This window comes from Modestobacter excelsi, from assembly GCF_005930495.1.
Lineage (GTDB): Bacteria > Actinomycetota > Actinomycetes > Mycobacteriales > Geodermatophilaceae > Modestobacter > Modestobacter excelsi.
In genome coordinates this window covers 63239-89713 of sequence record NZ_SJEX01000006.1, presented here as the reverse complement: position 1 = coordinate 89713, position 26475 = coordinate 63239, and the positions used below count along the sequence as shown (strand labels likewise).

Below are 26475 nucleotides of genomic sequence, written 5' to 3'. Positions count from 1 at the left end.
CGGGCGGCCGCGCCGATCTTGACAGGTGGCCGGACGACGGTCATAGGTTGTCCGACGATCTGGAGGAGGTCCCGGTGGCGCGGACGACAGCAGGACTGCCCGATCTCGGGGGCACGGCGGCGGTGGTCACCGGAGCGGCCGGTGGGATCGGCCGCGGCATCGCGCGCCGCCTGTCCGCGGCGGGCGCCGATGTCGTGCTGCACCACCGTACGGGCGGGCCGGCGGCGGAGGACCTGGCCCGGGAGCTCCGGGCAGCGGGCGGCCGGGCGGTCACCGGGCAGGCCGACATCACCGACCCGGCCGCCTGTGCCCAGCTGGTGGACGTGGCGGTACGCGAGTTCGGCCGGTTGGACGTCCTGGTCAACAACGCCGGCGTCCAACCGGTCCAGCCGCTGGACGGGATGTCGGTTGACGACTGGCGGGCGGTCGTGGACGTGAACCTGACGGGCACCTTCGCGTGCACGCAGGCTGCGGTCGCCGCCATGCGGGCATCCGGCGGCTCGATCGTCCACATCGCGTCCATCGAGGGCGGCCAACCGGCCTTCTCCCACGCGCACTACTCGGCCTCCAAGGCGGCGGTCCGCATGCACGCCCGGGCCGCGGCCCTGGAGTACGGCCCGCTGGGCATCCGGGTCAACTCGGTCTCCCCGGGGCTGATCGACCGGCCTGGACTGGACGAGGCGTGGCCGGAAGGGGTGCAGCGCTGGCGTACGGCTGCGCCGCTGCGCCGGCTGGGGCGTCCGAGCGACGTCGGCGACGCGTGTGTGTTCCTCGCCTCGCCGATGGCGCGGTGGATCACCGGCCAGGACCTCGTGGTCGACGGTGGGGTGTCGGCCCACCCCACGTGGTGACCAGGGCGACGGACGGCACGGGAGGGAAGCTCCGATGAGGCTGGCGGATCGGGTGGTCGCGGTCACGGGCGCGGCCGGTGGCATGGGCGAGGGCGTCGCGCGCGTCCTGCTCGAGGAGGGGGCGCAGGTGGCGCTGTGGGACCTCTCGGCGGAGCGCACCGGGGAGGTCGCCGCGCGGGTCGACGGCAGCGGCCTGCGCACCCTGGCGCTCGCCGTCGACGTCACCGACGAGGACGCCGTCCGTGCCGCCGTCCAGGCGACGGTCGAGCGCTTCGGGGCGCTGGACGGGCTGGTCAACAACGCCGGGACCATCACGATGAACCCCGCCTGGGACGCCAGTGCCGCCGAGTGGCGCCGCCAGCTCGAGGTGAACGTGACCGGCAGCTTCGTGTGCGCTCAGGCCGTGGGCCGGCATCTGAAGGGCTCTGACGGTGGCCGGATCGTCAACGTCTCCTCCAACGCGGGCAAGGCGGGCTACCCCAACATGGCCGCCTACAACGCGAGCAAGGCAGCGGTCATCGGGCTGACCCGCTCGCTCGCCATGGAGTGGGCGGCCGACGGCATCAACGTCAACGCGGTGTGCCCCGGCGGGGTGGACACCCCGATGCTCACCCAGGTCGCCGAGTGGCTGTCACCACGCCTCGGCACGCCGGCCGACGAGCTCCTGCAGGGGATGGGCGCGAGTGGCCTGGGCGGCCGGCGCATCCGGCCCGAGGAGGTCGGCCGGGTCATCGCGTTCCTGCTGAGCGACGACGCGGTGATCATCCGTGGCCAGTCGATCAGCGTGGACGGCGGCGACACCCCGTACTGACCCGGCCGGGCGTCACACCCGGGTCAGCTCCTCGATGCGGGCCCGCGCTGCGGGGAAGGCGGACACCAGCTCCTCCCGCCGGCCCAACCGGAAGCCGTCCCAGGAGAACGGCGGCGCCATGGTGGTGCCGATCAGGGTCCAGGCGGTCGGCCCACCGACCGGTGACGAGCCCTGCCACACGCCGGCCGGCACGACCAGCTGGGGGAGCTGACCCGCAGCCACGTCGGGCCCCAGCACCGGCGTGGAGACGACACCTCCCGGCTCCAGCAGCAGCAGGTGCAGCGGGCTGCCGGCGTGCCAGTGGTAGACCTCGGGGCCGTCCAGCACGTGCAGAGCCGAGAAGTCGCTGTCGGTGAGCAGCGCCAGGATGGCGGTCGAGTGCTCATCGGTGTGGGTCTGGCGGAACAGACCGCCCTCCTCGGGCAGCGGCTCCAGGCCGAGCAGCGCTGCCAGCCTTGCCGGTTCCGTCATCGGTCCACCCGGGGCGCCCGGTCAGCCCGTCGCGGCGGTGGCCACGGTCCGGCTGAAGTGCCGCCGGGCGATGAGCAGGGCGATGAGCGTGACGACGTAGGGCGCCGCATCGGTGATCTGCGCCGGCAGGCCGTTGCCCTGCAGCCGGAACCCGAACGCCTCCGCGAAGCCGAACAGCACGCACGCGGCCAGGGTGCCCAGCGGGTTGGCGCGGGCGAGCATGACCGCCACCACCGCGATCCACCCCCGGCCCGCCGTCATGTTCTCCGCGAACTGCACGACGTTGCCCAACGCCAGCTGCGCGCCGGCGAGCCCGCACAGCACGCCGGAGGCCAGCACTGCCCCGTACTGGTAGGCCGTCGGGTTCACCCCCAGCGTGGAGGCCGCCTGCGGGCGCTCGCCGACCCCGCGCAGCCGCAACCCCAGCGGGAAGCGGAACAGCAGGACGTGCACCACCGGGACGAGGACCAGCGCGAGGTAGCCCAGCAGCGACAGGTCGAACAGGACCGGCCCGATGCCGGGCAGGTCGGCCAGGCCGGGGATCCGCACCCGGGGGAGGCCGACGATCTCCGGGCTCTGGAACACGCCGCGCACGTCGAACAGGGCGACGAGCAGGAACCCGGTGACCCCCACGGCGAAGATGTTCAGGGCGACGCCGAGGACGATGGGGTCGGCCTTCCGGCTGACCGAGCCGTAGGCGAGCACCGCGGCCAGCAGCGTGGCGCAGACGACGGCGACGAGGACGCCGACGAGGGCGCTGCCGCTGTAGTACGACCCCGCCACCGCGGCGAAGCACCCGATCAGCATGAGCCCCTCGAGCGCCACGTTGAAGACGCCGGCCCGGTCGCACACCAGGCCGCCCATGGCGGCGAGGAGCACCGGGATGAGGGCACGCACCACCGAGGCGAACAGCGCGCCGTCGACGAGCCCGGACCAGTCCATCAGACCCTCCCCACCTGTGTCTCGGCCTCACTGACCGCGGCGGGGTCCGCCGTCCCGGCCGGTTCCCGGACCTGGCGGGACCGCTTGGGCAGCGGCAGCCGGACCCGGATGGCGATCAGGACGATCACGGCCGCCTGGATGACCTGGGAGATCTGCGCGGACACGTCCTGGGAGCGCTGCATCGCCTCGCCGCCCACGACCAGCGCGGCGAAGAAGGTGCCGACCACGAGGACCCGCAGCGGCCGGTTGGCGGCGAGCAGGGCGACCAGCAGCCCGGTCCACGCGTAGTTGGTCCCGACCAGGGCGCCCTCGATGAGGCGGTACTGGCTGCCGAGCACCAGCATGACGCCGACCAGCCCGCTGATCCCGCCGCTGATCATCATGGTGGAGACCGCCAGCCGCGAGGTGTCCACCCCGCCGTACCGGGCGAACCGCGGGTTGAGCCCGGCCAGCCCGGACTCCAGACCGCCGGGCGTGCGGCGGTTGACGAAGGCCGCGAGACCGACGATCGCCAGCACGACCAGGATCGACCAGTTCACCCCGCGGGTCACCAGGACCAGCACGTCGTCCCGGCCCAAGGACTCGGCGAGCGAGCGGCCCAGCCCCGAGGTGCCCGGGATCAGCGGTGCGATGCGCGCGTCCTCCGGCACCGGCGCGGTGGCCACCATGCTCGAGCTCTCGTCCCTGAGCGGGAAGCGGACGAGGTAGCTGCTGAGGTACCGGGCCGGGTAGTTGAGCAGCAGGCTCGTGATCAGGATCGGCACGCCGAGCCCGGTCTGCAGCACCGCCGACAGCGCGGCCCACAGGGCGCCGGCGAGGACGGCGGCGAGGCAGGCCGCCACCAGGACGACGAGGCCCGGGCCCGGCATCTCGAGGGCGACGACAGTGCCGGCCAGGCCCCCGAGCACCATCTGCCCCTCGGCGCCGAGGTTGAACACCCCGGCGCGGATCGCGATGGCCAGCCCCATCGCCAGGCCGACGATCGGGATGGCGCGCTGGATGGTGTTGGCCAGCCCCGGCCCGGTCAGCGCTCCCTCGACCATGGCGCGGTAGGCGGCGAGCGGGTCCTTGCCGGCGATGACGATCGCAACCGCGCCGATGAGCAGCGCGAGGACGATCGAGACCGGGACGGACCCGGTCGCCCAACCGACCGCGCCGCGCCACCGCGCCCCGCGTCCCGGTGCCCCGCCCCGCCCCGGCGCGGCCGGCGGCTCAGCGGCCATGCCTGCTCACCATCTCGGGACTCGCGCCCGCCATGAGCAGGCCCAGCGTGGCCTCGTCGGCCTCGGCCGCGCCGAGCTCGGCGACGATCCGGCCCTCGAACATGATCAGAATGCGGCCGGACAGGCTGAGGATCTCCGACAGCTCCGCCGAGACGAGCAGGACCGCCCCGCCCCGGTCGCGGCACGCAGTGACCTCCGCGTGGATGAACTCGATGGCGCCCACGTCGACGCCACGGGTCGGCTGCTCGGCGATCAGCAGCGGCGCCCCGTGGCTCATCTCGCGGGCCACCACCACCTTCTGGAGATTCCCGCCGGACAGGGTGCCGACCCGCGTCTCGGGCCCGGACACCTTGATCTGGAACCGGTCGATGAGGGTGCTCGCGTGCTCCTTCACCGCCTGCGGCTGGAGCAGGCCGCGGCGCAGCAGCGGCGGACGGCGGTGGTGGCCGAGCGCCAGGTTCGCCGCCGTGTCCGCGGCGCCGGCCGTGCCGACGGCGTGCCGGTCCTCCGGGATGTAGGACAGCCCGCTGGCCCGCCGGTCGGCCACGCTGCCCCCGGCGACGTCCCGGCCGGCGATCTCCACCGTGCCCGCCGCCACCGAGCGCAGCCCGGTGATGGCCTCGATCAGCTCGGCCTGACCGTTCCCGGCCACCCCGGCGATGCCGACGATCTCCCCGGCGCGCACCTCGAACGTCGCGTCGTCGACGACGGGCCGGCCGTGCTCGCCCTCGATCCGCAGGCCGCGGCAACGCAGCACCGGTTCCCCCGGCGGCTGGGCCGGGGGAGTGACCCGCGGGGTGACGTCCCGCCCGGTCATCGCGCGGGTGATCTCGGCCGGTGACGTCTGCGCGGTGACGAACCGGGCCACCGCGCGACCGTCCCGCAGCACCGTCACCCGGTCCGACATCGCCATCACCTCCTTGAGCTTGTGGGTGATGAAGATGATCGTGCGGCCGTCCCGGGCGAGCGCGCGGAGCACCTCGAACAGCGCCTCGGACTCCTGTGGGGTCAGCACCGCGGTCGGCTCGTCGAGGATGAGCACCGAGGCCTCCCGGTAGAGCGCCTTGACGATCTCGACCCGCTGGAGGACGCCGACCGGCAGGTCCTCGACCCGGGCGGTGGCGTCCACCGCCAGGCCGTACCGCTGGGCGAGCTCCGTCACCTGCCGCTCGGCCGACGCGCGGGCGAGGCGCCGCCCGCGCGTCGGCTCCCGGCCGTAGACCACGTTCTCGGCCACCGTGAGGGACGGGAACAGCTTGAAGGACTGGAACACCATGCCCAGGCCCGCGGCGATGGCGTCGTTGGGGGAGGAGAAGTGCTGCCGCTCCCCACGGACCCAGATCTCGCCCTCGTCGGGGTGCAGCAGGCCGTAGAGGATCGACATGAGCGTCGACTTGCCGGCGCCGTTCTCCCCCATGAGGGCGTGGATCTCGCCCTTGCGGACGTCGAGGTCGATCCGGTCGTTGGCCACGACCCCCGGGAATCGCCTGGTGATGCCGCGCAGCTCGAGCTCGAGGGTCATGCCCGCTCCGTCGTGGTGTGCCGATGGCCCGGGTCGCCCGGGACGGGGATGGGGCCGGCCGGTTGGTCCGGCCGGCCCCGGCGCCGTCAGCCCGCGGCGGGGTCGTCCACCGTGATCGTGCCGTCGATGATGCCCTGCTTGGCCTTCTTGACCGCCTCGATGACGTCGGGGTGGTCCATGACGACGCACTGGCTCTGCTCGGCACCGGGCAGCAGGCTGGTGAGGTCCATGCCCTTCTCCTTCAGGCCGTATGAGGTCAGCGGCTCCGCGTTGCCGTCGAGGATCGCGCCGATCTGGTCGACGACCAGGACGTCGACGGCCTTCATCGTGTTGTCGACGATGTGCCCGGGGGCCATCGGGCACTGGTTGATGTCGACGCCGTAGGAGAAGAAGTCCTGCTCAGTGGCCGCCTCGAAGATGCCGCCGTTGCTGCCCGCGCCGACCGCGAACACGTGGTCGGCACCCGTGGCCGCCATCGCCAGGGCCTGCTCCTTGCCCTTCGCCGGGTCGGCGAAGGGGTTGCTGCCGCCGATCCAGAGCTGGCTGTCGGTGATCGCCGGGTCCACGCTCTGCGCGCCGGCGGCGAAGGAGTCGGAGTACCGGTGCAGGAAGGGGATGTCGACCGCGCCGACCGACCCGACCTTCTTCGTCGTGGACAGCATGCCGGCCTCGATGCCGACGAGGTAGGACGCTTCCTGCTCGCGGAACACGGCGCAGTGCAGGTTGGCCGGGGGCGCCTCGGGGCAGGCGTCGATGAGCAGGAACTGCTGATCGGGGTTCTGCTCCGCGTACTCCTTCGACAGGTCGGTGAAGTCGAAGGTGATCAGGACGATGGCGTCGGGCGCCTCGGCGATCGCGGCCTCGATGTTGGAGCGCTGGCTCTGCTCGTCGGTGCTCTCGAAGACCTGTGCCTCGCCGCCGTAGGTCTTCGCCGCGTCCTCGATGCCCTTCTTCCCGAGTTGCAGGAACTCGTTGGTCCCGATGGGGTCGTTGGTGACGTAGATGAACGACTTGTCGCCTCCGCCGCCGCCACCACCGCCGTCCCCGGAGGACGAGCTGTCCCCGCCGCCGCAGGCGGTCAGCGCCAGCAGCATGGCCGCGGCGATTGCCGTCGCGGCCCGGGTGGGCGAGGTCGGTGCGGACCTCATCGGGATCGTGGCCACAGGTGCTCCTCTCGGGGAGTGCGGTGTCGGGGAGCGCGGTGTCAGGGCGTGCGGGTTCCAGGGCGTGCGGGTCAGGGCGTACAACGCGCGCCGGGCGCGACGACGTGCAGGGTCTCGCCGCGGTCGAGCCGGACCACGCGGCGATCGGTGACCACGGCCGTGATCAGCTCGTGCGGGGTGACGTCGAACGCGGGGTTGACCGTGCGGGTGCCGGGGGCGGCCGTCGGCGTCCCGAGGACGTTGACGACCTCGTCGGAGCCGCGGTCCTCGATCTCGATGTCGTCGCCGGACTTGGTGGCCATGTCGATCGTCGACTCCGGGGCGACGACGATGAACGGGACACCGGCGTGACGCGCGGCGAGCGCGAGCGAGAACGAGCCGATCTTGTTCGCCGTGTCGCCGTTGGCGGCGATCCGGTCGGCGCCGATCAGCACGGCGTCCGCAAGGCCGCGCGCGAGCAGGAAGGGGCCCGCCGAGTCGACGAGCAGGCGGTACGGCGCACCCATCTGCGCGAGCTCCCAGGTGGTCAGCCGCGCACCCTGCAGCAGCGGCCGCGTCTCGACGGGAAAGACCTCCTCGAGGTCACCCTGCTCATGCAGCGTCTGCACGACGCCTAGCGCGGTCCCACGCTCGACCGCCGCCAGGCTGCCGGTGTTGCAGATGGTCATGATCCGCACCGGCCGGTCCGGCACCTGCTCACGCACCAGGTCGGCACCGCGCAGGCCCATCGACCAGCAGGCCAGCACGTCGTCGTCCCGGATCGCGAGGGCCTCTTCCAGGACGGCGTCCGGGCCATCGTCGAGTCGGGCCAACGCGCGGTCGACGCCCCAGGCCAGGTTCACGGCCGTCGGACGGGAGGCGCGCAGTCTGGCGGCCTCGCGGCGCACGACCGCCAGGTCCTGGTGCCGGCGGGCGAGGAGGGCGACCCCGAAGGCCCCGGCGACGCCGAGGGCCGGGGCGCCGCGCACGGCGAGGCGTGAGATGGCGTCGATCAGGTGGTCGAGGCTCTCGACCCGCAGGACGACGACCTCGTGGGGCAGTCGGGTCTGGTCGATCAGCTCGATCGAGCCTTCGGCCCAGTCGATGGTGCGCACAGCCTCACCTCGAGAGCAGTTGACCGACAACTGTGCGCGGGACCGTAGCGGCCTGCCGGCGAGGGCGTCAATGGGCGGCCGGGGGGCGCAGGGCGTCCGTGGCACAGTCGTGACCTGCAAGAACGTCTGTGGAGCTGGCCGGTCTCGGGCCGGCAGGGGCGGCCCGGCTGCTCGTGGCCACCGGAGCCGCCGGCCGACTTAGCGGGCGTCCGGTCCAGGTCGTCCACCCGTGCACGGGCTCGCTGAGCGGTGGCCGATCGGCCCGCCCAGCCGGCCGGAAAGTCACTGGCGTGATCGGTACCACGACCAGGGCGGAGGGGTGCTGATCCGGAACGTGGCGCAGGAATGCTCCGACGACGGTCTGCGGTGACGCGACGACTCGGCCTCCACCGGTTCGAGCCCCCCACGGCGAACCGGTCGAGGTCGTCTCCGAACGGCCCGGTCACGCCGGCGCGACCGTCACCCTCACCGTCCACCAGCACGTGCACCCCGGCATGGGCCGGGGAGCAGCCGCCCGCTGTGCGGCGCTGCTCGACGGCTGACGCACCACAGATGGGCCGCGAAGTATCACGGCGGTATCACGAGGCCCTCTTGGGCCCTGGAACGAAAGCACCCCGGGCTCCTGACCTGCAGGAACACCGGGGTGAGACTGTGTCCGAGGGGGGACTTGAACCCCCACGCCCGATAAAGGGCACTAGCACCTCAAGCTAGCGCGTCTGCCATTCCGCCACCCGGACGAGGTGGGCGCTCCGCGGAGCGCCTCGACGAGCATAACCGAGGCTCCCGGCGGCCCGGCAGAGCCCCCGGTGGCAGGATCGTCGGCATGTCGGAGACGAACCCCACGCCGCTCGCCGGTGCCCAGGCCGAGGTCGCGGAGCTGCTGTCCGACCTCATCCGGATCGACACCACGAACACCGGTGACACCGCCACCAGCGCGGGGGAGCGCAAGGCCGCCGAGTGGGTCGCGGCCAAGCTCGACGAGGTCGGCATCGACAGCGTCATCCACGAGTCCGAGCCCGGGCGGGCCAGCCTGGTCGCCCGGGTCGAGGGCGCCAACCGCGACCGACCGGCCCTGCTGGTGCACGGCCACCTGGACGTCGTCCCGGCCGACCCCACCGAGTGGAGCGTCCACCCGTTCAGCGGCGAGGAGCGCGACGGCTACGTCTGGGGCCGCGGCGCCGTCGACATGAAGGACATGGACGCGATGACCCTCGCGCTGGTCCGCGACTGGGCCCGCACCGGCGTCCAGCCCGACCGCGACATCGTGCTGGCCTTCGTCGCCGACGAGGAGGCCGGCGGCCGCAAGGGCGCGCACTACATGGTCGACCACCACGCCGACCTGTTCGAGGGCTGCACCGAGGCGATCAGCGAGGTCGGCGGCTTCAGCATCACCGTCCGCGACGACCTGCGCCTCTACCTGGTGCAGACCGCGGAGAAGGGCCTGGCCTGGCTGAAGCTCACCGCCGGTGGCAGGCCCGGGCACGGCTCCTTCGTCCACGACGACAACGCCGTCACCCGGCTCGCGCAGGCCGTCTCGCGGATCGGCTCCACCCGGCTGCCCACCGTGGTCACCCCGCCGATGCGCCAGTTCCTGGACGAGGTCAGCGACGCCTACGGCATCGACATCGACCCCGACTCCCCGGAGGAGGCGCTCGCGAAGCTGGGCAGCATCAGCCGGATGATCGGCGCGGCACTGCGCAACACGGCCAACCCCACGATGCTCGACGCCGGCTACAAGACCAACGTCATCCCCGGGACCGCCAGCGCGACCATCGACGGCCGCTTCCTCTACGGGCAGGAGGCGGAGTTCGAGGAGCAGCTCGACGAGCTGATCGGCGAGGGTGTCACCCGGGAGTGGCTGGTCCACGACCAGGCCGTCGAGACGACGTTCGACGGGCCGACCGTCGACCTGATGGTCGCCGCGCTCAAAGCCGAGGACGCCGCCGCCCGCCCGGTCCCGTTCACCATGAGCGGCGGCACCGACGCCAAGAGCTTCGAGACCCTGGGCATGCGCTGCTTCGGCTTCTCCCCGCTCAAGCTGCCCGCCGACCTGGATTTCGCCTCGCTGTTCCACGGCATCGACGAGCGGATCGCGGTCGACTCGCTGCACTTCGGCATCCGGGTGCTGGACCGCTTCCTCCGCCAGGTCTGAGACGTGGTGTGATCCAGGGGTGACCGACACCACGATCGCCCCGGGCAGCGTCGCCCTGATCACCGGCGGGACCGGCGGCTTCGGTCGCGCCCTCGCCACCCTGCTGCGCGAGCGGGAGGTGACCGTCGTCCTCGCCGACCTGGACAGCGAGGCCAACCGGCGGACCGCCGACGGCCTGGGCGCCTCCTTCGTCGGCCTCGACGTCACCGACCGGGCCGCCAACGCCGCCGTCGTCGCCTCGGTCGAGGCCGAGCACGGCCGGCTGGACGCCGCGTTCCTCAACGCCGGCATCGCCGGCAACAGCCGCGACGCCCTGGACGTCGACGAGTTCCTGCACGTGGTCGACGTCGACCTGTTCGGCGTCGTCTACGGCACCGAGGCCGCGCTGCCGGCCCTGCGGCGCGCCGGTGGCGGCTCGATCGTGGTGACGGCGTCGCTGGCCGGGCTGGCCCCGGTCGCCACCGACCCCGGCTACAGCGTGGCCAAGGGCGGCGCGATCGCCTTCGTCCGGTCCCTGGCGCCGCGGCTGGTCGGCGACGGGATCACCATGTCCGCGATCTGCCCGGGCTTCGCCGACACCGCGATCATCGACCCGCTGCGCGACGAGTTCGCCGCCGCCGACTTCCCGGTCCTCTCCGCCGACGAGGTCGCCTCGGCCATGCTGGCCGCATGGGCGGGCGCCGAGCCGGGTGCCGCCTACGTCGTCCAGCCCGGCGTCGGGGCGATCCCGTACAAGTTCAAGGGCGTCCCGGCGGCCCGGACGGCGAGCGGTGAGACCGCCGCCGTCCCGCAGGCGCTGCTGCCGCCGTCGATGCGCTGAGGGTCGGGTGACCCCGGTCACCGGTGTTCTGGCAGGGTCGGCGCCATGCGTGCATGGCAAGTCCACTCCCTCGGCGACCCAGCCGAGGTCATGTCCCTCGACGAGGTCGACCAGCCGACGCCGGGCGACGGCCAGCTGCTGGTGGAGGTCCGGGCGGCGGGGCTGAACTTCCCCGACGTGCTGATGACCCTGGGCCAGTACCAGGAGCGCCCGCCGCTGCCGTTCACCCCGGGCGTCGAGCTGTGCGGCGAGGTCGTCGGGACCGGTCAGCGGGTGCTCGGCTCACCGTCCGGCGGGCCCGGCGGGTTCGCCGAGTACGCGCTGATGGACGCCGCCGCGGCGTTCCCGGTCCCCGACGGGATGTCGGACGAGCAGGCGGCGTCGCTGCACCTGACCTACCAGACCGGCTACGTCGGGCTGCACCGGCGCGCCACCCTGCAGGCGGGGGAGTGGCTGCTGGTGCACGCCGGCGCAGGCGGCGTGGGCTCGGCGGCCATCCAGCTGGGCAAGGCGGCGGGGGCGAAGGTGATCGCCACCGCCGGCGGGGAGCGCAAGACCGAGGTCTGCCGGCAGCTGGGCGCCGACCACGTCATCGACTACACCGCGCAGGACTTCGTGCCGCTGGTCAAGGAGATCACCGAGGGCCACGGCGCCGACGTCGTCTACGACCCGGTCGGCGGCGAGGTGTTCGACAAGTCCCGCAAGGTCATCGCCTTCGAGGGCCGGCTGGTCGTCGTCGGGTTCACCAGCGGCACCATCCCGCAGGCGCCGGTCAACCACGCGCTGGTGAAGAACTACAGCATCGTCGGGCTGCACTGGGGGCTGTACCGCAAGCACGACCCGGCGCTGTTCGGGCAGGTCCACGAGGAGCTGTGCACGCTCTTCGCCGACGGCACGATCGCCCCGCTCATCGGGCAGACGCTGCCGCTGGCCGAGCTGCCGCAGGCGATGGCCGCGATCGCCGACCGCAGCACCGTCGGCAAGGTCGTCCTGAAGCCCTGACGGCCGCGGGCGTCAGATCATGGGGCCGGGCAGGTAGGACAGCCGCATCCGGCGCCGCATGATCACCTTGCGGGTGCCGTCGGCGTGCAACTGGAGGCGGGCCAGTTCCCAGCCGCCGGTGTCGGACTGCAAGCTCATGAGCTGCGCGGCGGCCGAGCGCGAGGTGCCCGCCGGGATGCGCAGCGGGGCGTACTCGTACTCGCCGGGTGCTGACACCCGCCCGATTGTGCCTGCCGGACGCGTTCCGGTCACGTGGTGGTCAGCGCGGCGTCCCTCGTGGGTGTCACGGGCGCTCGACCCGGGCAGGCTGTCCAGCAGCCCAGCCGACCCGGAGGAGCACTCCATGACCGACCCCGAAGCGACCGACGCCGACCGCCAGGAGCAGCAGCAGCCGGAGACCCCGCCCGTGCCCGAGCTCGCCGACGAGGTGGCCCCGCCGGCCGACGACGTCCCCGAGGCCGACGGCATCGAGCAGCAGTTGTCGGCGGTCCCGGGCAGCGCCGGGGGGCTGCGGGCGGGTGACCCGGAGGCCGACGAGTACGACGTCCTCGAGCAGCAGGCTGCGGTGCCCGCCGACGAGGACGACGTCCGGGACTGACGAGCCGGGTCAGCCCGTGGCCGGCCCGGCGATCTCCCACACGTTGCCGGCCGGGTCGGCGAAGGCCGCGGTGCGCGGGCCCCAGGGCCGGTTCAGCGGACCGTTCAGCAGGACGACCCCGCGGCGGGTGAGCTCGGCGGCGGTGGCGTCGACGTCGGCGACGCGGGTGGTGAACAGCGCCCGGGCACCCCGGCCCGGACCGCCGACGGTCGCCGGCGTGACCAGCTCGTCGGCCACCTCGACCCGCAGCAGGTTGAGGAGCGCGCTGCCGGTACTGAGGACCGCGGAGTGGGCGTCCTCGAACTCCAGCGGCAGGCCCAGCACCTCGGCGTAGAACGCCCGGGTCGCAGGCAGGTCCTCGGTGAACAGGGTGACGACGGCCAGGCCCTCGACGAGGGCGGCGGTCGACGTGACGGGGTCCATGTCCGGGAGACCCTGCCGGACCGCAGGACTCATCGGGGGTCGATCAGCTGCAGCTCGCCGGTCGCCCGGCTGCCCAGCTGGCCCGATCGGAGCCGGGGTCGGCAGCGACGGTGTGCGGCGGACGAGCAACCGGCCAGCGCCAGGGTCAGGGGCAGCAGGACGGCGGCGTCCGAGCACCGGGCATGCCCCGATGATCGGCCACGACAGGCCTTCGTCGCCGACCCGCCATCTGGATGCGTTCCGCACGCGAGTCGTGCTCGCAGGGGCCTGCCCGTGTAGACGCCGAGCGGCGCGCCATGATCATCTCCGTGCTCAGGGGAGGCATCGTCGCCGACCCGGACGCGCCCGGCCCGACTGCGTGAGGACGCCGGCGCGTGCAGCGTCGGCTCTGCCGGGCATCCGCGCCTCCGGCGTAACGGCTCCGCTGCTGACACAACCGTTATCCCCAACGATGCAACGACTCCTACAAAGGGAACACAGCCAGCAGTGACGACGGCGGTGTTCTGACCGGCGTCAGCTCCGCCGGCTGACGACAGGGGGGCGGACGGTCAGGTCCTCAGGCGGAACGGCGGCCCGCCGGCGCCCTGAGCGCAGGGCGCCGGCTGCACGTCAGCGGGAGTAGTACTCCACGACCAGCTGCTCCTCGCAGACCACCGGCACCTCGTCGCGCCGCGGCCGGCGGGCCACCACGCAACGCAGCTGGGGCAGCGAGACCTCCAGGTAGGCCGGTGCCGTGCCGTGCGCGCCCGAGGCGGCCACCTGGAACGGGGCCTTGGCCCTGCTGCGCTCGGCGATCTCCACCACGTCGTAGGGCTGGACCTGGTAGCTGGGCCGGTCGACCCGCGTGCCGTTGACGGTCACGTGCTGGTGGCTGACGGTCTGCCGCGCCTGGTAGATCGTCCGGGCGAACCCGGCCCGCAGCACCGTGGCGTCCAGCCGGGACTCCAGCTGGTGGGTGATCAGCTCCTCGCCGGTCTTGCCGCCACTGCGCCGGGCCCGGTCGAACGCCGAGCGCAGCTGGGTCTCGCTGATGTCGTACTGCGCGCGCAGCCGCTGCTTCTCCAGCAGCCGCGTCTTGTAGTCGCTGGTGTTCTTGCGCTTGCGCCCGTGCTCACCCGGCGGGTACGGGCGCCGCTCGAAGTAGCGGACGTCCTTGGGGGTGAGCGGGATGCCCAGCGCGCGACTGCGCCGGACCTTGGGTCGGGAGTTGTTCACACGGGCCTCCGAGTTCGGTTAGGCTCACCTTACCCCGACGACGCGACGTCCCGACCCCGGAGTGCTGCATGACACGAACGCCCCGTCCCGCCGTCCCCGGTCCTGTCCCCAGCGCCCTGCGGCCCACGGTGGCCGAGCGCGCCCGCACCGTCGCCGCCCGGCCGGCGGCCGCGGTCTGCGCCGCCGGCATCGACGGCAGCCGGGTGCTCGGCCACGCCACGACGGCGGACGGCCGGGTGCTGCTCGTGGTGCCGACCGACGGCGACGTGTGCACCGCCGTCGCGCACAGCGCCGACGGCGACCTGGCCGCGCTGCTGCTGGTCACCGACCACGCGCCGGTGCCGCTGCGCGAGCCGGTGCGGGCGCAGGTCTGGCTCTCCGGCTGGCTCACGCCGGTGCCCGGGCCCGACGCGCGGGCGGCCGCGGTGGCCTTCGCCGAGGTCGCCCCGGTGGGTGCGCTGCTGGACGTCGGCCGCGGCACGACCCTGCTGTCGCTGGACCTGGCGGAGGTGGTGCTGGGGGAGTGCGGCACGGTCACCGAGGTGGACCCGGAGGACTACCTCGCCGCCACCGCCGACCCGCTGGTCGGCCTGGAGGCCGCCGCGCTGCAGCACCTGGACGTCGCCCACCCGGAGGAGCTGGCGCTGCTGCGGACCCAGGTGCTGCGCAGGGTGACGACGGACGACGTGGTGCGCCCGCTCGGACTGGACCGGTACGGCTTCCGGCTGCGCATCGAGCAGCGCTGCGGGCACGCCGACGTCCGGGTGCCCTTCGCCGAGCCGGTCAGCGACCCCGACCAGCTGGGGGCCGCGGTGCACCGGCTGATGTGCGCCGCGAGACGCGTCTGCCCGGAGCGCTGACGACGCGGTCAGCGCCCCGGGCAGGGGACGAGCGGGAGGGGGTGGTCAGCGCACGGAGCGCCGGCCACCGCTGACGCCCTCGGCGACGCCGATCAGCAGCACCGCGGCGATGATCGCCACGATCGCGCCCAGGATGTTCAGCTCGCCGAAGTCGCCGGTGCCCAGCGCGCTGGCGACCAGCCCGCCGATCAGCGAGCCGACGACGCCCAGCACGAGCGTCATGAGGATGCTGAGGTTCTGCCTACCGGGCTTGATGAGGCGCGCGAGCGCGCCGACGATCAGCCCGAACACGAGGAAGCCGATGATGCCCATGGCACGACGGTTCCCTCAAGATCAACCCGGCAAACGCGACGCGCGACACGCTGGGTCAGTCGGCCAGCTCGGCGAGCAGCCCGGCCAGCCGGGTGCGCCGGGGCCGGACGTCGACCTCCCGCACCGCCCGGGCCAGCGCCGCGCCGCTGGCGTGCACGATCGACAGGTGCCGCTGCGCGCGGGTCAGCGCGGTGTAGACCAGCGGCCGGGACAGCATCCCGCCCGCCTCCGGGGGCAGCACCACCACGACACCGGGCCACTCCGAGCCCTGTGCGCGGTGCACCGTGATCGCCCAGCCGTGCCGCAGGTCCGACAGCGCGGTGCCGGTCACGGTCACCGGCCCGGAGCTGAAGTCGATGCTCAGCGAGCCCTCGCCGGTGCCGGTGACCACCCCGACCTCGCCGTTGGCGAAGCCGATCGGCTCGATGTCCAGGTGGTTGGCGGTGGCCACCACCCGGTCGCCGACGTCGAAGCCGAACACCGTGCCGGTGCCGGGGTTGAGCTTCTCCTTCAGCGCCTTGTTCAGCTCGATGGTGCCGGCCGGCCCGCGGTGCACCGGCGTCACCACCTGCACGGTGGCCGGGTCGATGCCCAGCGCCCGCGGGATCGAGTCGGTCACCAGCTGGACCACCCGCTTGGCGGCCTCCGCGCTGCCGGTGGCCGGCACGATGACCACCTCCCGGTCGGGGGACTCGACCTGCACCAGCTCACCGCCCCGGACGCCGGTGGCCAGCCGGGCGATCGCGCCACCGGCGGCCTGCCGGTGCAGCGTGGTCAGCTCGGTGACCGGCACCGCCCCGGAGTCGATCAGGTCGCCGAGCACGTGCCCCGGGCCGATGGAGGGCAGCTGCGCGGGGTCGCCGACCAGCAGCAGGTGGGTACCGTCCTTGCACGCCTCCAGCAGCGCGGCGGTCAGCTCGACGTCGAGCATCGAGGCCTCGTCGACCACGACCACGTCGGCGTCCAGCGGCCACTCCTCGTTGCGGGAGAACCCGCCGGTGGTGCCCTGCGCGCCGAGGAGGCGGTGCACCGTCACCGCTGGGTGGTCGGTCAGCTCCTCGAGCCGCTTGGCCGCCCGGCCGGTGGGCGCCGCCAGCGCCACCTCGGTGCCCTTGGCCTGCAGCAGCTGGACCAGGGAGGCGACGGTGCGGCTCTTCCCGGTGCCCGGGCCGCCGGTGAGCAGCGAGACCCCGGCGCCCAGCACCCCGGCGACGGCGGCCTGCTGGGCCGGGTCCAGGCCCTTGGCCACCGACCGGACCGAGGCGGGGTCGGCGATCCGCTCGCTGGTGGCCACCAGCCGGTGCACGTTCTCCGCTACCGCCTCCTCGGCCATCCCGTACCGGGCCAGCGACAGCGCCCGCACCTGCGGTTCTTCGTCGAGGTCGGATTCCGCGTCTCCGGCCTCGGTCAGGGTTCCCTCGCGAGCTTGCGAGCGGAGGGGGGACCGAGGTCCTTCTGCGTGTTCGAGCACGTCACCGCCCTCGACGGCGGCCACGATCGCCGCCGCCGGGTCGTCGATCTGCTCGGCCCGCAGCGCCGCCACCACCAGGTCGGCCGGCAGCACGGTGTGCCCGTCCCGGGTGGCCGTGCGCAGGGTCAGCCCGACCACGGCCCGGCCGCGGCGGGTGTCCTGCCGGTCGGCGCCGGGGAGCACGTTGACCGCCAGCCGGTCGGCGTCGGCCAGGGTCACCCCGGTCAGCCCCAGCAGCGCCCACGGGTCGTCGCGCAGCCGGCGGGCGGCGTCCGGGCCGAGGGCGTCGGCGGAGTTGGCGGCCAGCCGGGGGTTGAGCCCGGCGGTGACCAGCAGCTCGACGACGTCGTAGGTCGGCTGCGCGGCCAGGAAGGAGCTGAACAGCCGCTCGGCGCGCTGCCGGCCCACCCGCGGCAGCTTCTGCAGCCGGTCGGCGGAGACGTCCTCGGGGGTGGTGATCCCGGCGGCGGGCAGGTCGGCCGCCGTCCGTTTGCCCAGCCCCGGCCAGAGGCCGGCGGTGCAGAAGGCGGCGAAGACGAGGTCAGGGGTGGGGCTGGTCACTGGCGTGCTCACGGTCACTGCTCCGGACGGCGTTCGGGATAGGAGAAGGGCGGGGAGGAGACGTCGTCGAGGGCGGTGACGATCGCCGGGGGCAGCCGCACCCCGTCGGCGTCCAGCGCGGCCTGCAGCTGCTGCGCGGTCCGGGCACCGACGATCGGTGCGACGACGCCGGGGCGGTCGTGCAGCCAGGCCAGCGCCACGCCGAGCGGCGTCGTCCCCAGCCCGTCGGCGGCGGTGATCACCGCCTCCACCACCCGGTCGGCGGTGGTGGAGCGCAGCCGGTCGATGAACCCCTGCCACTGCGGTGAGGCGCCCCGGGAGTCGGTGGGGGTGCTGTGCCGGTACTTGCCGGTGAGCAGGCCCCGGCCCAGCGGTGACCACGGCAGCAGGCCCAGCCCCAGGGTCTCCGCCGCCGGTGCCACCTCCCGCTCGACGCCCCGCTGCAGCAGCGAGTACTCGATCTGGGTGCTGACGATCGGGGTGCGGCCGGGCCAGGCCCGCTGCCAGGTGGCTGCGTACGCGGTCTGCCAGCCGGAGAAGTTGCTGATCCCGATGTAGCGGGCGCGACCGGAACTCACGGCCTGGTCGCAGGCGGCCAGCGTCTCCTCCAGCGGGGTCGCGTCGTCCCAGGCGTGCAGCTGCCACAGGTCGACGTGGTCGAGCCCGAGCCGCTCCAGGGAGGCGTCCAGCGCGGCCAGCAGGTGGCCGCGGGAGGCGCCGTGGCCCATCGGCCCGGGCGCCGTCCGGCCGACGGCCTTGGTCGCGACCAGCACGTGGTCGCGGGGGACGACGTCGGCCAGCAGCCGCCCCAGGGTCCGCTCGCTCTCCCCGTCGGCGTAGACGTCCGCGGTGTCGACCAGCGTGCCGCCGGCGTCGACGAAGGCGGTGAGCTGCAGAGCGGCCTCGTCCTCGTCGGTGTCCCGGCCCCAGGTCATGGTGCCCAGGCCGAGCCGCGAGACGACCAGGCCGCTGCGCCCGAGCGCCCGCTGTTCCACGACTGCCCAACCTACCGTCGCGCCGATCGTGACCACGGCAACGCCGGGTGCTCCCGGGCGTCGCCGGACCGGGCCCAGGTCGCCGCTCTAGGGTGCCTGCCGTGCAACCGACCCCCTCGTGCCCCGACCTCCTGCCGACGATGCGGCGGGTGGCCTGACCATGGGGTGGTTCGAAGCCGTCGTCCTCGGCCTGGTCCAGGGCCTCACCGAGTTCCTGCCGATCTCATCCAGCGCCCACCTGCGGATCGTCGGGTCGGCCTTCGGCTGGGACGACCCGGGCGCGGCGTTCACCGCGATCACCCAGATCGGCACCGAGTGCGCCGTCCTCCTCTACTACCGCAAGAAGATCGGCCGGATCATCGGCACCTGGCTGCGGGCGCTGCGCGACCCGGCGCTGCGCAAGGACCCGGACGCCCGGATGGGCTGGCTGATCATCATCGGCAGCATCCCGATCGTCGTCCTCGGGCTGCTGTTCCAGGACCAGATCGAGTCGACGTTCCGCGATCTGCGGATCATCGCCATCGCCCTCGTGGTGTTCTCCCTCGTCCTGTTCTGGGCTGACCGGGTCGGCGGCACCCGCCGGGAGCTGCCCGACCTGACCGTCAAGCACGGCCTGGTGTTCGGGTTCGCGCAGGCGATGGCCCTGATCCCCGGCGTCTCCCGGTCCGGCGGCACGATCACCGCCGGCCGCTTCCTGGGCTACTCGCGCTCGGCAGCCGCCGACTACTCGTTCCTGCTGGCCGTCCCCGCGGTGCTGGGATCGGGCTTCTTCCAGGTCGTCGAGTCGCTGGACAGCGGGGTGGCGTGGGGGCCGACGATCCTGGCCACCGTCATCGCCTTCGCCGTCGGCCTGGCGGTCATCTCCTGGCTGCTGCGCTACCTGACCCGGGGCAGCTTCACGCCGTTCGTCGTCTACCGGGTGGTGCTCGGCCTGGCGCTGCTCGCCCTGGTCGGGGCCGGCGTCCTCGACCCGACCTGACGCGGAGGACCCTGCTGCCCCCACCACTCGCGGGCTCGCGGCGGGTCCCTGCAGCAGGGCCTTACGCTCGCCCGCGTGACCACCGTCATCCTGCTCAGGCACGGCCGGACGACGGCCAACACCGCCGGTGTGCTCGCCGGCTGGACCCCGGGGGTCCAGCTCGACGACGCCGGCCAGGCGCAGGTGCAGGCGGTGGCCCAGCGGCTGGCCGGCGTGCCGCTGGCCGCCGTGGTCAGCAGCCCGCTGGAACGCTGCCGGCAGACCGCCGGGGCCGTCGTCGCCGACCGCGACCTGGAGCTGCAGACCGACGACCGGCTCGGCGAGGCCCGGTACGGCGACTGGACCGGCCGGCCGATCACGGAGCTGACCAAGGAGCCGCTGTGGAAGGTCGTGCAGCAGCACCCCTCCGCGGCGGTCTTCCCCGGCCCGGAGGGGGAGGGGCTGGCGCAGACCCAGGCCCGCGCGGTCGCCGCCGTCCGGGAGTGGAACGGCAAGCTGGGGCCGGACGCCGTCTGGCTGGCCTGCAGCCACGGTGACGTGATCAAGGCGGTGCTGGCCGACGCCTTCGGCATGCACCTGGACTCCTTCCAGCGGATCGTGGTCGACCCGGCGTCGATCTCGGTCGTCAGCTACACCGACACCCGGCCGTTCGTGGTCCGGGTGAACGACACCGGCGGGGACGTCTCCGCCCTCATCCCGCCGAAGAAGAAGCGCGGGCGCCGCAAGCCCTCCTCCGACGCCGTCGTCGGCGGCGGCGCGGGCTCCGGCGCCGCGTAACCTGATCCCGTGCCACGTCAGGTCTTCCTCTTCGACCGTCCCAGCCGGTTCGTCGCCGGCACGGTGGGCCAGCCCGGCGACCGGACCTTCTACCTCCAGGCCTCCGACGAGGCCGGCCGCACGATCAGCGTGGCGCTGGAGAAGTCGCAGGTGCAGGTCCTCGCCGACCGGATGAGCGAGCTGCTCGACGAGGTCGCCAACCGCGCCTCCGTCGTCGTCCCGCCCGAGGCCGACGTCGACGACCTCGAGCCGCTCACCGCCCCCGTGGACGAGGAGTTCCGGGTCGCCGCGATGGGCCTGGCCTGGGACGGCGAGGCCGACGCCGTCGTCGTCGAGGCCGTCGCCGCCGGCGAGGAGCCCATCGAGGAGGACGCGATCCTCTCCGACAGCGACGAGGGCCCGGATGCGCTGCGGGTGACCATCACCCCCGGCGCCGCCCGGGCGTTCGTCGCCCGCGCCCGCCGGGTGATCGCCGCCGGCCGGCCCGCCTGCCCGCTGTGCTCCATGCCGCTCGACCCCGCCGGCCACGTCTGCCCGCGGCAGAACGGCTACCGCCGCTGAGCCGGCGGGGGAGACCATGAGCGCCTCCGAGCCAGGCCCCCGGCCCGACGACGAACTCCTCGACGACGACCTCGACTACGAGGACGCCGAGGACGCCGAGGACGTCCGCACGCTGGACGTGACCGCCCTCGACCACGGCGACCGCCGAGCCCCGGCCGGCCCCGCGGAGATCGCCTCGCTGCTCCGCGACGGCGAGCTGGACATGGAGGGCCGGCTCCTCGACGCCAGCAACGTGACGCTGGTCGGCGCCATCCGCACCGACACGCTGGCCGCGACCTGCGTCTACAAGCCGGTGGCGGGGGAGCGGCCGCTGTGGGACTTCCCCGACGGGACGCTCGCCGGCCGGGAGATCAGCGCCCACCTGGTGTCCGAGGCGACCGGCTGGTCGGTCGTGCCGCCGACGGTGCTCCGCGACGGTCCGTTCGGGCACGGCATGGTGCAGCTGTGGATGGACGCCGACCCGGGCGTCGACCTGGCCGAGTTCGTCCGCCGCGACGACCCGGGGCTGCGCCAGATGGCCGTGTTCGACGCGGTGGTCAACAACGCCGACCGCAAGGGCGGCCACATCATCCCGATGACCGACGGGCACGTGTACGGCGTCGACCACGGGATCTGCTTCTCCGTCGACCCGAAGCTGCGCACCCTGCTGTGGCGCTGGGCCGGCCGGCCGCTGCTGCTGGAGCACCTGGCCGTGCTCGAGCGGCTGGCCGAGGACCTGCGCGGCGAGCTGGGGGAGCAGCTGCACGAGCACCTCACCCGCCGGGAGGTGCGGCGCACCCAGCAACGGGTCGCGGACCTGCTGCGCACCCAGCTGCACCCGCAGCCCAGCGGCGACTGGCCGGCGCTGCCCTGGCCGCCCTTCTAGCTCTGGTGACTGCTGGAGCGGCCCCGCTGCAGGGTCCCGCCGCGAGCGTGCGAGTGGTGGAGGGCAGGGGGGTCCTCAATCGGTGCCGGACTCCATGGCGGCCCGGTCCAGCAGCTCGTCGTGGGCGGAGATGCCACCCCGGGAGGCGATCGCCTCGGCGCCGCCCTCCTGGGTGGCGTCGATCAGCCCGGTGGCCGCGGCCTGCGCCGCGCCGATCGACGTCGGCGTGGAGCCGCCGACCATGCCCATCCGGGCGTACTGCTCCAGCTTGGCGCGGGAGTCGGCGATGTCCAGGTTCCGCATGGTCAGCTGGCCGATCCGGTCCAGCGGCCCGAAGGCGGAGTCCAGGGTCCGCTCCATCGACAGCTTGTCCGGGTGGTAGCTGAACGCCGGGCCGGTGGTGTCCAGGACCGAGTAGTCCTCGCCGCGCCGCAGGCGCAGGGTCACCTCGCCGGTCACGGCCATGCCGACCCAGCGCTGCAGCGACTCGCGCAGCATCATCGCCTGCGGGTCCAGCCAGCGGCCCTCGTACATCAGCCGGCCCAGGCGCCGGCCCTCGGTGTGGTAGCTGGCCAGGGTGTCCTCGTTGTGGATGGCGTTGACCAGCCGCTCGTAGGCGGCGTGCAGCAGCGCCATGCCGGGCGCCTCGTAGATGCCGCGGCTCTTGGCCTCGATGATGCGGTTCTCGATCTGGTCGGACATGCCCAGCCCGTGCCGGCCGCCGATGGCGTTGGCCTCGAGCACCAGGTCGACGGGGGAGTCGAACTCCTTGCCGTTGAGGGTGACCGGCCGCCCGTACTCGAAGCCGACCGTGACGTCCTCGGCGAGGATCTCCACCTCGGGGTCCCAGAACCGGACGCCCATGATCGGCTGCACCATCTCCACGCTGGCGTCCAGGTGCTCCAGCGCCTTCGCCTCGTGGGTGGCGCCCCAGATGTTGGCGTCGGTCGAGTAGGCCTTCTCCGCGCTGTCCCGGTAGGGCAGGCCGTGGGCGACCAGCCACTCGGACATCTCGGTGCGGCCGCCCAGCTCGGTGACGAAGTCGGCGTCCAGCCACGGCTTGTAGATCCGCAGCGCCGGGTTGGCCAGCAGGCCGTAGCGGTAGAACCGCTCGATGTCGTTGCCCTTGTAGGTCGACCCGTCGCCCCAGATCTGGACGCCGTCCTCCAGCATGGCGCGCACCAGCAGCGTGCCGGTGACCGCCCGGCCCAGCGGCGTGGTGTTGAAGTAGCTGCGGCCCCCGGAGCGGATGTGGAACGCCCCGCAGGTCAGGGCGGCCAGCCCCTCCTCGACGAGGGCGGCCCGGCAGTCCACCAGCCGGGCGATCTCGGCCCCGTAGGCCGTGGCCCGGCCGGGGACCGAACCGATGTCGGGCTCGTCGGCCTGGCCGATGTCGGCGGTGTAGGTGCACGGCACCGCGCCGCGGTCGCGCATCCAGGCCACCGCCACCGAGGTGTCGAGACCACCGGAGAAGGCGATCCCGACGCGTTCGCCGACGGGCAGGGACGTGAGGACCTTGGACACGGCAAGAAGTATGCATGGTGCTGCATGACCATGCAAAGCCGGGGTCGGTCAGCCCACGGTTGTGGTCGCCAGCAGCTCGGTGGCGCGATCGGCGTTCCCGTCGACGGTCACGGTGGACAACGGGACGCGCCGCCAGGCGGCGAGCAGCAGGTCGCCCGCCGGCCCGGTGAGGGTGGCCACCGGCAGGTCGCCCGACCCGGCGAACAGCCGTCGCTGGGCGTCCGCGTCGACGGCGTGGAAGACCACCGGCTCGGCCGCGGCCGGTGGGCCGTCGGGCAGGGCGCCGGGGACCATGACCTCCAGCCACTCGTCGAGCCCGTCCATGCCGACGCCGGTGGCGATGGGCGTGACCTCCCCGAGCACCTGCTCGGCGTCGACCCGGTGCACGGTGGCCTCCTGGGCCTGCCGGCGCAGCACGAAGGCGACGTCCTGCTGGGGTGCCCAGGTCCACACCCGGTCGGCGGGCGCCGCCCGGGTCAGCGTGTCCTCGAGCGCGCGGGCCTGGTCGGCCAGGAACGCGGGCAGCTCGTCGTCGGCCGGCCGCACCGGGTCGGGGTGGCCGGTGGGCGAGGTGGCCCGGGCGCGCACCAGCCAGCCCCAGAAGTGCTGCACCCCGGCCAGGTGCCACACCAGGTCGGCGAGGTCCCAGTCCGGGCAGCCGGGGACCCTCGCCCGCCACCCGTGCCGGGCGCAGGCGGCCGTGGCCGCCGCGGCGAAGCGGGCGTTCTCCTCGCGCAGGACCTGCAGGTGCTCCTCGGGTGCCACGGGCGTCCTCTCCCTCCACTGCCGTCCCTCGACCGGCCGGCCGCTCGGGCAGGACGCTAGGGGAGGGGTGCGACGGGATCGGGTGCCGTGCTCCCTGCCGGCGTCCGGAACTAGGCTCGTGACGTGCTCTCCTGGCCCGCCCCGCTGCTCCCGACCCTGCCGGGTGCCGGCCCCGCCCTCCGGTTGTTCGACACCTCGCGCGGTGAGGTGGTCGAGACCACCCCCGGCCGCACGGCCCGGATGTACGTCTGCGGCATCACCCCCTACGACGCCACCCACCTCGGCCACGCCGCCACGTACCTGGCCTTCGACCTGGTCAACCGGGTCTGGCGGGACGCCCGGCACGCGGTGCACTACGTGCAGAACGTCACCGACGTCGACGACCCGCTGTTCGAGCGCGCGAACCGGGACGGCGAGGACTGGATCGTGCTCGGCATGCGCGAGACCGCGCTGTTCCGGGAGGACATGACGGCGCTGCGGGTGCTCCCGCCGGAGGACTACGTCGGCGCCGTCGAGGCGATCCCGCGGATCGTCGCGCACGTCGAGGCGCTGGAGGACGCCGGCCTGGCCTACTCCCTCGACGACGGCACCGGCGACGTCTACCACGACGTCTCGCTGGCGCCCGGCTTCGGCAGCGAGTCCGGCTACGACGAGGCGACGATGCTGCGGCTGTCCGCCGAGCGGGGCGGCGACCCCGACCGGTCGGGCAAGCGCAACCGGCTCGACCCGCTGCTGTGGCGCGGTGCCCGGGAGGGCGAGCCGGCCTGGCCCGGCCCGCACGGGGTCGCCGGCCGGCCGGGCTGGCACGTCGAGTGCGCCTCCATCGCGCTGGACACGATCGGCACCGGCTTCGACGTCCAGGGCGGTGGCAGCGACCTGGTCTTCCCGCACCACGAGTACTCCGCCGTCCACGCCGAGGCGCTCACCGCGACCAAGCCCTTCGCCCAGGCCTACGTCCACGCCGCGATGATCGGGCTGGACGGGGAGAAGATGAGCAAGAGCCGGGGCAACCTGGTGTTCGTCTCCCGGCTGCGCGGCGAGGGCGTCGACCCGATGGCCATCCGGCTGGCGCTGCTGTCCGGGCACTACCGCACCGACCGGGCCTGGACGCCGGACCTGCTGGAGGCGGCGCTGCAGCGGCTGGACACCTGGCGCCGTGCGGTGTCCCTGCCCCTCGGCGCCCCCGCCGGCCCGGTGCTGGCCGCGGTGCGCGAGCGGCTGGCCGACGACCTGGACACCCCGGGCGCGATCGCCGCCGTCGACGCCTGGGCGGCGGCGAGCCTGGCCGAGGCCCGGTCCGGCAACGCGGCACCCGTGGCCGAGGCGACCGACGACTGGGACGAGCAGTCCCCGGTGGTGGTCCGCGACCTCGTGGACGCGCTGCTCGGCATCGCGCTGGCGCCGTGACCGGGGGAGGGTCGGCATTCCGGCTGGCCGACCGCGCGGCCAGGGAGCGCGCAGAGGAGCAGCTCGCCCCGGCCGCTGCCCGCGCGGCGCGCACCCGGGGCCGGGCACGGCCGGAACCGGAGGACGAGCTCCGGACGGCGTACGAGCGGGACCGCGACCGGATCCTGCACGCGAAGGCGTTCCGCCGGCTCAAGCACAAGACCCAGGTCTTCCTGCACCCCGACGGCGACCACTTCGTCACCCGGCTCACCCACACCCTGCAGGTCACCCAGGTGGCCCGGTCGCTGGCCACCGCGCTGTCGCTGAACGAGACGCTGGCCGAGGCGATCGCGCTGGCCCACGACGTCGGCCACTCGCCGTTCGGCCACATCGGCGAGGAGGCCCTGGACCCCTACGTCGCCGGCGGCTGGCACCACGCCGCCCAGGGGGTGCGGATCGTCGAGGTGCTGGAGGACCTCAACCTCACCTGGGAGGTCCGCGACGGGGTGCGGGCGCACAGCTGGAAGATCACCCCACCGCCGTCCACCCGGGAGGGCGAGTGCGTCCGCTACGCCGACCGGATCGGCTACCTCTCCCACGATGCGCTGGACGCGGTGCGGGCCGGGGTCCTACGGGTCGGTGACCTGCCCACCCGCGCGCGCACCGTGTTCGGGGACCCGGGCAGCGCGATGGTCGGGTCGATGATCGACGCGGTCGTCGAGGGCAGCCTGTCCGCGGCCAACACCACCGGCGCCGTCGTCATGGCCCCGGACGCGCTGGAGGCGATGGCCGAGCTGCGGGCGTTCATGTTCGCCCGGGTCTACGGGTCCGACACCGCCGCCGGGCAGAAGAACGTGGCGATCGACGTCATCCGCCGGCTGGTCGACCACCACCTCGCGCACCCCGAGCTCATCCCCGCCAGCTACCGGGACACCGAGGCCGACGCGGTCACCCAGGTCGTCGACTACGTGACCGGGATGACCGACCGGTTCGCCCTCGCCACCCACGACCGGCTGTTCGACGACACCGCCGCCCTGCGGATGCGGCCATTGCTCTAGCGACGCTGACGCGCCGCACCGCGGCCAGGTGCCGTCCCCGGCTTCGGGGAGCCGCTGCGTCGTCCCTGCGCGGA

Annotated in this window: 27 protein-coding genes and 1 tRNA gene; 13 read left to right on the top strand and 15 right to left on the bottom strand. The window is 73.7% G+C overall.

What is annotated here, in order from left to right:
- Nucleotides 1-47 precede the first annotated feature (47 nt).
- Both FHL80_RS04025 and FHL80_RS04020 read left to right on the top strand, forming a co-directional pair.
- Nucleotides 48-851: an SDR family NAD(P)-dependent oxidoreductase gene (locus FHL80_RS04025; protein WP_216870398.1), complete on the top strand. Its 804-nt coding sequence runs from the start codon at nucleotides 48-50 to the stop codon at nucleotides 849-851.
- Between the two features lie 34 nt (nucleotides 852-885).
- Entirely contained in the window at nucleotides 886-1662 is a 777-nt protein-coding gene (locus FHL80_RS04020; RefSeq protein ID WP_138732155.1) for an SDR family NAD(P)-dependent oxidoreductase, read from the top strand.
- 12 nt (nucleotides 1663-1674) lie between these two features.
- Here FHL80_RS04020 and FHL80_RS04015 read toward each other — a convergent pair whose 3' ends face one another.
- The 7 genes from FHL80_RS04015 to FHL80_RS03985 all read right to left on the bottom strand — a co-directional run bounded on the left by FHL80_RS04015 (nucleotide 1675) and on the right by FHL80_RS03985 (nucleotide 8814).
- On the bottom strand, nucleotides 1675-2133 hold the full coding sequence (locus tag FHL80_RS04015) for a cupin domain-containing protein (RefSeq protein ID WP_138732154.1): 459 nt from the start codon (nucleotides 2131-2133) through the stop codon (nucleotides 1675-1677).
- Between the two features lie 21 nt (nucleotides 2134-2154).
- On the bottom strand, nucleotides 2155-3075 hold the full coding sequence (locus FHL80_RS04010; RefSeq protein WP_138732153.1) for an ABC transporter permease: 921 nt from the start codon (nucleotides 3073-3075) through the stop codon (nucleotides 2155-2157).
- A complete protein-coding gene (locus FHL80_RS04005) occupies nucleotides 3075-4298 on the bottom strand; it encodes an ABC transporter permease (RefSeq protein ID WP_138732152.1) in 1224 nt (407 codons plus the stop codon). The genes FHL80_RS04010 and FHL80_RS04005 overlap by 1 nt, the downstream gene beginning before the upstream one ends.
- Nucleotides 4288-5820 carry an ABC transporter ATP-binding protein gene (locus FHL80_RS04000; protein ID WP_138732151.1) on the bottom strand — a complete coding sequence of 511 codons (1533 nt, stop codon included), beginning with the start codon at nucleotides 5818-5820 and terminating at the stop codon, nucleotides 4288-4290. The genes FHL80_RS04005 and FHL80_RS04000 overlap by 11 nt, the downstream gene beginning before the upstream one ends.
- Nucleotides 5821-5906: 86 nt before the next feature.
- A complete protein-coding gene (locus FHL80_RS03995) occupies nucleotides 5907-6983 on the bottom strand; it encodes a BMP family ABC transporter substrate-binding protein (protein ID WP_216870397.1) in 1077 nt (358 codons plus the stop codon).
- Nucleotides 6984-7054: 71 nt separating this feature from the next.
- Nucleotides 7055-8077 (bottom strand): S-methyl-5-thioribose-1-phosphate isomerase, encoded by a 1023-nt coding sequence (mtnA, locus tag FHL80_RS03990; protein ID WP_138732150.1) that lies wholly within the window; start codon nucleotides 8075-8077, stop codon nucleotides 7055-7057.
- A gap of 652 nt (nucleotides 8078-8729) precedes the next feature.
- A tRNA-Leu gene (locus FHL80_RS03985) sits at nucleotides 8730-8814 on the bottom strand.
- A gap of 86 nt (nucleotides 8815-8900) precedes the next feature.
- Between FHL80_RS03985 and FHL80_RS03980 the strand changes: the two genes are divergently transcribed.
- From FHL80_RS03980 to FHL80_RS03970, 3 genes are read left to right on the top strand one after another with little or no spacing between them, the layout of a single operon-like run.
- Nucleotides 8901-10229 (top strand): M20/M25/M40 family metallo-hydrolase, encoded by a 1329-nt coding sequence (locus tag FHL80_RS03980; protein WP_138732149.1) that lies wholly within the window; start codon nucleotides 8901-8903, stop codon nucleotides 10227-10229.
- 19 nt (nucleotides 10230-10248) lie between these two features.
- Nucleotides 10249-11049 carry an SDR family oxidoreductase gene (locus FHL80_RS03975; protein WP_138732148.1) on the top strand — a complete coding sequence of 267 codons (801 nt, stop codon included), beginning with the start codon at nucleotides 10249-10251 and terminating at the stop codon, nucleotides 11047-11049.
- A gap of 45 nt (nucleotides 11050-11094) precedes the next feature.
- The gene (locus tag FHL80_RS03970; protein ID WP_138732147.1) at nucleotides 11095-12051 is read left to right on the top strand and encodes an NADPH:quinone oxidoreductase family protein; all 957 of its coding nucleotides are present in this window, start codon (nucleotides 11095-11097) and stop codon (nucleotides 12049-12051) included.
- A 12-nt stretch (nucleotides 12052-12063) separates the two neighbouring features.
- On the opposite strand, the gene FHL80_RS03965 is transcribed toward FHL80_RS03970, so the two are convergent.
- On the bottom strand, nucleotides 12064-12267 hold the full coding sequence (locus FHL80_RS03965; RefSeq protein ID WP_138732146.1) for a DUF5703 family protein: 204 nt from the start codon (nucleotides 12265-12267) through the stop codon (nucleotides 12064-12066).
- 127 nt (nucleotides 12268-12394) lie between these two features.
- On the opposite strand from FHL80_RS03965, the gene FHL80_RS03960 reads away from it, so the two are divergent.
- Nucleotides 12395-12649, top strand: a complete 255-nt coding sequence (locus FHL80_RS03960) for an Rv3202a family protein (protein WP_138732145.1) — start codon at nucleotides 12395-12397, stop codon at nucleotides 12647-12649.
- A 9-nt stretch (nucleotides 12650-12658) separates the two neighbouring features.
- Here the strand turns inward: FHL80_RS03960 and FHL80_RS03955 are convergent, their stop codons facing one another.
- Both FHL80_RS03955 and rpsD read right to left on the bottom strand, forming a co-directional pair.
- Nucleotides 12659-13072, bottom strand: coding sequence for a VOC family protein (locus FHL80_RS03955; protein ID WP_138732144.1), 414 nt, complete (start codon nucleotides 13070-13072; stop codon nucleotides 12659-12661).
- Between the two features lie 609 nt (nucleotides 13073-13681).
- Entirely contained in the window at nucleotides 13682-14287 is a 606-nt protein-coding gene (rpsD, locus tag FHL80_RS03950) for a 30S ribosomal protein S4 (protein WP_138732143.1), read from the bottom strand.
- 68 nt (nucleotides 14288-14355) lie between these two features.
- Here rpsD and FHL80_RS03945 point away from each other — a divergent pair, with 68 nt between their 5' ends.
- Nucleotides 14356-15147 carry a DUF2470 domain-containing protein gene (locus FHL80_RS03945; protein WP_138732142.1) on the top strand — a complete coding sequence of 264 codons (792 nt, stop codon included), beginning with the start codon at nucleotides 14356-14358 and terminating at the stop codon, nucleotides 15145-15147.
- 45 nt (nucleotides 15148-15192) lie between these two features.
- On the opposite strand, the gene FHL80_RS03940 is transcribed toward FHL80_RS03945, so the two are convergent.
- From FHL80_RS03940 to FHL80_RS03930, 3 genes are read right to left on the bottom strand one after another with little or no spacing between them, the layout of a single operon-like run.
- Nucleotides 15193-15459 carry a GlsB/YeaQ/YmgE family stress response membrane protein gene (locus FHL80_RS03940; protein WP_216870396.1) on the bottom strand — a complete coding sequence of 89 codons (267 nt, stop codon included), beginning with the start codon at nucleotides 15457-15459 and terminating at the stop codon, nucleotides 15193-15195.
- Nucleotides 15460-15514: 55 nt separating this feature from the next.
- Nucleotides 15515-17503, bottom strand: coding sequence for an AAA family ATPase (locus FHL80_RS03935; RefSeq protein WP_246078444.1), 1989 nt, complete (start codon nucleotides 17501-17503; stop codon nucleotides 15515-15517).
- A 2-nt stretch (nucleotides 17504-17505) separates the two neighbouring features.
- Complete coding sequence (locus tag FHL80_RS03930; RefSeq protein ID WP_138732141.1) at nucleotides 17506-18486, bottom strand: aldo/keto reductase; 981 nt, start codon at nucleotides 18484-18486, stop codon at nucleotides 17506-17508.
- Between the two features lie 160 nt (nucleotides 18487-18646).
- Here FHL80_RS03930 and FHL80_RS03925 point away from each other — a divergent pair, with 160 nt between their 5' ends.
- From FHL80_RS03925 to FHL80_RS03910, 4 genes are all read left to right on the top strand, one after another.
- Nucleotides 18647-19465: an undecaprenyl-diphosphate phosphatase gene (locus FHL80_RS03925; RefSeq protein WP_138732140.1), complete on the top strand. Its 819-nt coding sequence runs from the start codon at nucleotides 18647-18649 to the stop codon at nucleotides 19463-19465.
- Between the two features lie 75 nt (nucleotides 19466-19540).
- Nucleotides 19541-20242 (top strand): histidine phosphatase family protein, encoded by a 702-nt coding sequence (locus tag FHL80_RS03920; protein ID WP_138732139.1) that lies wholly within the window; start codon nucleotides 19541-19543, stop codon nucleotides 20240-20242.
- A gap of 9 nt (nucleotides 20243-20251) precedes the next feature.
- Nucleotides 20252-20803 carry a DUF3090 family protein gene (locus tag FHL80_RS03915; protein WP_138732138.1) on the top strand — a complete coding sequence of 184 codons (552 nt, stop codon included), beginning with the start codon at nucleotides 20252-20254 and terminating at the stop codon, nucleotides 20801-20803.
- Nucleotides 20804-20819: 16 nt separating this feature from the next.
- Nucleotides 20820-21668 (top strand): SCO1664 family protein, encoded by an 849-nt coding sequence (locus tag FHL80_RS03910; protein WP_138732137.1) that lies wholly within the window; start codon nucleotides 20820-20822, stop codon nucleotides 21666-21668.
- A 75-nt stretch (nucleotides 21669-21743) separates the two neighbouring features.
- Here FHL80_RS03910 and argG read toward each other — a convergent pair whose 3' ends face one another.
- Both argG and FHL80_RS03900 read right to left on the bottom strand, forming a co-directional pair.
- Nucleotides 21744-23192: an argininosuccinate synthase gene (argG, locus tag FHL80_RS03905; protein WP_138732136.1), complete on the bottom strand. Its 1449-nt coding sequence runs from the start codon at nucleotides 23190-23192 to the stop codon at nucleotides 21744-21746.
- A 48-nt stretch (nucleotides 23193-23240) separates the two neighbouring features.
- A complete protein-coding gene (locus tag FHL80_RS03900; RefSeq protein WP_138732135.1) occupies nucleotides 23241-23957 on the bottom strand; it encodes a maleylpyruvate isomerase family mycothiol-dependent enzyme in 717 nt (238 codons plus the stop codon).
- A 123-nt stretch (nucleotides 23958-24080) separates the two neighbouring features.
- Between FHL80_RS03900 and mshC the strand changes: the two genes are divergently transcribed.
- Together mshC and FHL80_RS03890 are read left to right on the top strand one after the other, a co-directional pair.
- Nucleotides 24081-25364, top strand: coding sequence for a cysteine--1-D-myo-inosityl 2-amino-2-deoxy-alpha-D-glucopyranoside ligase (mshC, locus tag FHL80_RS03895; RefSeq protein ID WP_138732134.1), 1284 nt, complete (start codon nucleotides 24081-24083; stop codon nucleotides 25362-25364).
- The gene (locus tag FHL80_RS03890) at nucleotides 25361-26401 is read left to right on the top strand and encodes an HD domain-containing protein (protein WP_138732133.1); all 1041 of its coding nucleotides are present in this window, start codon (nucleotides 25361-25363) and stop codon (nucleotides 26399-26401) included. Before mshC ends, FHL80_RS03890 begins: the two co-directional genes overlap by 4 nt.
- Nucleotides 26402-26475 lie beyond the last annotated feature (74 nt).